The following is a 3,790-nucleotide window of genomic DNA, read 5'->3' on the forward strand; positions in this document are numbered from 1 at the left end:
CTGCCAATGCCACGCTGCTACGCATGGCTTCCAATCGTTGGGGAAACCGGTAACTCACGCCGTCAACACGGTATCGGCTCCACGCTTACTGTACTCCGGAAATCACTACCGTGCTCGGGCACAGACCCCCCTTATTCTTGAACCAATGATTCGTAAACCATATCGCTCAATAGTACAGATTTAATACTTCGCGATTGAGTCGATCGTCGTGTTCCGTCATATCACCGAGGGCCGGATCTATATCCATCTCTTGAGGTTCCGTTCACTTATTCCGGCATTCCCTCGCCGCGCGTTTCCGGAAGGAGCCAGGGAATGATGATGCCCAGCAGGTAGCACGAACTCATGATGAGCGCGGCATGCGAAACGCCGCCGAATGCCTTGATCATCGAACCGGAGATGATTGGGAAGACCCATGCGATCAGGCGTGCGGCGTTGAAGACGAAGCTGATCGCAGTCGAGCGCACCGTCGGCGTGAACAGTTCACAGGGATAGATCGCCATCCACGCGTACCCACATCCCAAGGTGAAAAACCCGTTGATCGGCGCGATGATGAGCATGCCGCTCAGCGTCGAGGTGTAACGATACGTGACGATCGTCGTGATCAGCGCGCCGACGAACGTCGCGCACAGGAATGCGCGTCTGCCGATCGAGTCGACGATAAAGCCCGACGCGAGATAGGCAACGATCGCCCCCGCCGTATAGAGGATCGAAATTCGCGAGCCCCACGCGACGGCATCGGTCACGCCGGTCGCTTTCGCGAGCGCAACGGTAAATGTCGGCAGCCAACTCGAGATCGCCCACCAGCCGGTCGTCGCGACAATCGACAGCAGCGTCGTCAGCAGCGTGCGGCGAAGCGCTTCGCGCTCCGTAAAAAGCTGCTTGAGCGTAAAGGGCCGCTTGTTCAGCTTGCCCGGCCGCGAACCGTATCGGACAGCGCCGTCGGAAGTTGCGTTCCAACGCTGTTCCCTCACCGCCTGTTGCCACTTCTCCGATTCGTTCAACCCGCGACGCAAGTAGAGCACGAAGAACGCAGGCAGCGCACCGGCGATGAACATCAGGCGCCACGTTTCCGCACCCAGCGGTTGTGCCGAAACAAGCCCATACCAAACAACAGCGGCGAGCAGCGTGCCCCAGCCAAAACCGGACTGCAGGAACCCGGCGCCCTTTGCGCGGGCGTGTTCCGGCCAGGTCTCGGAAACCAGCGCGACACCCGTGCTCCACTCGCTGCCCATCGCGAGCCCTGTGAAAAATCGCAACAGGCACAGCACGGTAAAGGTATTGGAAAAAGCGGTCAGCCCGGAGAACAGCGCGTAAAGGAAGACGGACCAAAGCATCATGCGTTTTCGCCCGACGTAGTCGGCGAGAATGCCGCCGATCATGCCGCCCACGCCCCAGCCGAGCAAGGTGATGCCAATCACGCCGCCCGCATAGATGGGCATCGAGAAGGCCTGCGTCGGCGTCAGCACCGATTTGAGCATCGGCGCGAGCACGACCACGAGCGCGAGCGCCTCGAAGCCATCGAAGATCCAGCCGAGGAAGGCGCCTCGCAATACGCGCCAGTGTGCGGTCGTCAGGCCGTCGTACCAGCGCGTTTTCGACGGCTGCGCGATGTGGGTGTCTTGCATGATGGTGTCTCCTGAAGAACGTTGTCTCGACGCTTTCTTTGGTCGTCTGTGAGTAAAGCCCAGTTAATAATGCAGCAAAGTGAAAAATGTCAGGTGCGTGATTGAGCGGATGTGCCGCGCTGAATGGCTCGTTCGCGAATCGAGGCAAAGTCGGCCGGGCGCGGATGCAGGTCGAGCCGTCGCCCCGCCTTCACGATCTGGCTTGGCGTATCGTGGCCGATCAGCGTCGGCAAGCGCTTCGACGTGTCGATCAGTGCTCCCAGATCGACGCCCGTGTCGTAGCCCATCAGCTCGAGCGCGTGTACGATTTCCTCGCTGCATACGTTGCCGCTGGCACCCGGCGCATAGGGACAACCGCCGATGCCGCCCAGTGACGCATCAAAGCGGTCGGCGCCCGCATCGATCGCGGCAAGCACATTGACAAGGCCCATGCCGCGCGTGTTATGGAAGTGCAGCGTGAACTCGGTCTGAGGCCAGCGCTCGACGCAAAGCGCGGTCAGCGCGGCGACCTGCTGCGGAAAAGCCATGCCGGTCGTGTCGCATAGCGTGACGCCTCGTGCGCCAGCCTCCTCGACGAAGCGTTGTATCCACTCGATCACGGTGTCTGTCGGTACATCGCCCTCCATCGGGCACCCGAATGCACACGACAGCGAGATGTTGACCGGGAGTCCGGCATCGCGGGCGATGCCGGCAACCTGCCTCAGCCCATTGAACGACTGATCGCGCGTCATCCGCAAGTTGGACAGGTTGTGGCTCTCGGTCGCTGACATCACGAGATTCAGCTCGTCAGCGCGCGCGTCGATCGCGCGTTCTGCGCCCCGCACGTTCGGCACGAGTGCCGTATAGACAACGCCCGGCTTGCGCTCGATTTCACGCAACACAATCTCGGCATCGCGTAACGCGGGAATCGCGTGCGGCGACACGAAAGCCGTTACCTCGATCTTCGCCACGCCTGTCCCGGAGAGCGCGTCGATCAGCGCAATCTTGTCGCGCGTCTCGACGAATGTGCGTTCCGACTGGAAACCGTCGCGCGTGCCGACTTCCTGCATGTAGATGCGCCGGCGTTCCCCGTTCCAGATGTTCATGCGATTGTCCCTCTGTCGCGCAGCTCGGCAATCCGGCTTTCGGAAAGGCCGATCTCGCGCAAGATGTCATCGGTGTCGTCACCGAGCTTCGGCGCCGACGAGCGCACGGAACCCGGCGTGCCCATCAGTTTGGGCACGATGCCCGGCACGTCGACGTCATAGCCGTCGCGCGTGGTCTGTCGCAAGATCATGTCGCGTGCACGGTAGTGTGGGTCCTCCGCGATGTCACGCGCCGTATAGATCTTGCCGGCGGGCACGCGTGCCTCCGTCAGCGTGGCCAGCACATCCTCGGCCGAACGTTGCGCTGTCCACGCTCCGATGGTCCGGTCGAGTTCGTCGACGCGCGCGACACGCCCGGCGTTGTTCGCGAGCGCGGGGGCATCCGCTAGATCGCTGCGGCCGATCGCCGTCATCAGGCGCCTGAAGATGCTGTCGCCATTACCGGCGATGAGCACATATCCATCGGCACATCGATACGCATTGGATGGCGCGATGCCGGGCAACGCGCTGCCGGCGGCTTCGCGGACCGCCCCGAACGCGCTGTACTCGGGAATCAGGCTCTCCATCACGTTGAAGACCGCTTCGTGAAGCGCCACGTCGATGACCTGCCCCTTGCCACCGTTCGCGTCGCGGTGATAGAGCGCGGTGAGCACGCCGATCACGCCATGCAGCGCGGCGAGCGTATCGCCGATCGAGACGCCGCAGCGCACCGGCACGCGGCCGGGATCCCCGGTCAGATGCCGCAAGCCGCCCATTGCCTCGCCGATCGCGCCAAATCCTGGCAAATCACGGTAAGGTCCCGTCTGGCCGTACCCCGAGATACGAAGCATGATGAGCCGAGGGTTCAACTCGGCCAGTTGCTCGTAGCCCATTCCCCAGCCTTCGAGGGTGCCCGGCCGGAAGTTCTCGATGAGGATGTCGGTCTCGGAGATCAACTGGCGGGCGATGTTCTGGCCTTCGGCGCTGCGCAAATCGAGCGCCAGCGAACGCTTGTTGCGCGATTGCACCTGCCACCAGACGGAAGTGCCGTCCTTCATCAGGCGCCAGTTGCGCAGCGGATCGCCGGCACCTGGAGGCTCG

General features: G+C 62.4%; 3 protein-coding genes. All 3 read right to left on the minus strand.

Annotated elements, in window-relative coordinates; all coding sequences use genetic code 11:
* Window positions 1-266: 266 nt before the first annotated feature.
* Window positions 267-1,625 (minus strand): MFS transporter, encoded by a 1,359-nt coding sequence (locus KH616_RS22720; RefSeq protein WP_292252153.1) that lies wholly within the window; start codon window positions 1,623-1,625, stop codon window positions 267-269.
* A gap of 89 nt (window positions 1,626-1,714) precedes the next feature.
* The gene (locus KH616_RS22725) at window positions 1,715-2,710 is read right to left on the minus strand and encodes a hydroxymethylglutaryl-CoA lyase (protein ID WP_292252154.1); all 996 of its coding nucleotides are present in this window, start codon (window positions 2,708-2,710) and stop codon (window positions 1,715-1,717) included.
* A partial coding sequence (locus KH616_RS22730) for a CaiB/BaiF CoA-transferase family protein (protein ID WP_292252155.1) occupies window positions 2,707-3,790 on the minus strand: 1,084 nt, incomplete at its 5' end. The genes KH616_RS22730 and KH616_RS22725, both read right to left, overlap by 4 nt.

Origin of the sequence: Burkholderia sp., assembly GCF_018375725.1 — a bacterium.
Taxonomy (GTDB): Bacteria; Pseudomonadota; Gammaproteobacteria; order Burkholderiales; family Burkholderiaceae; genus Burkholderia.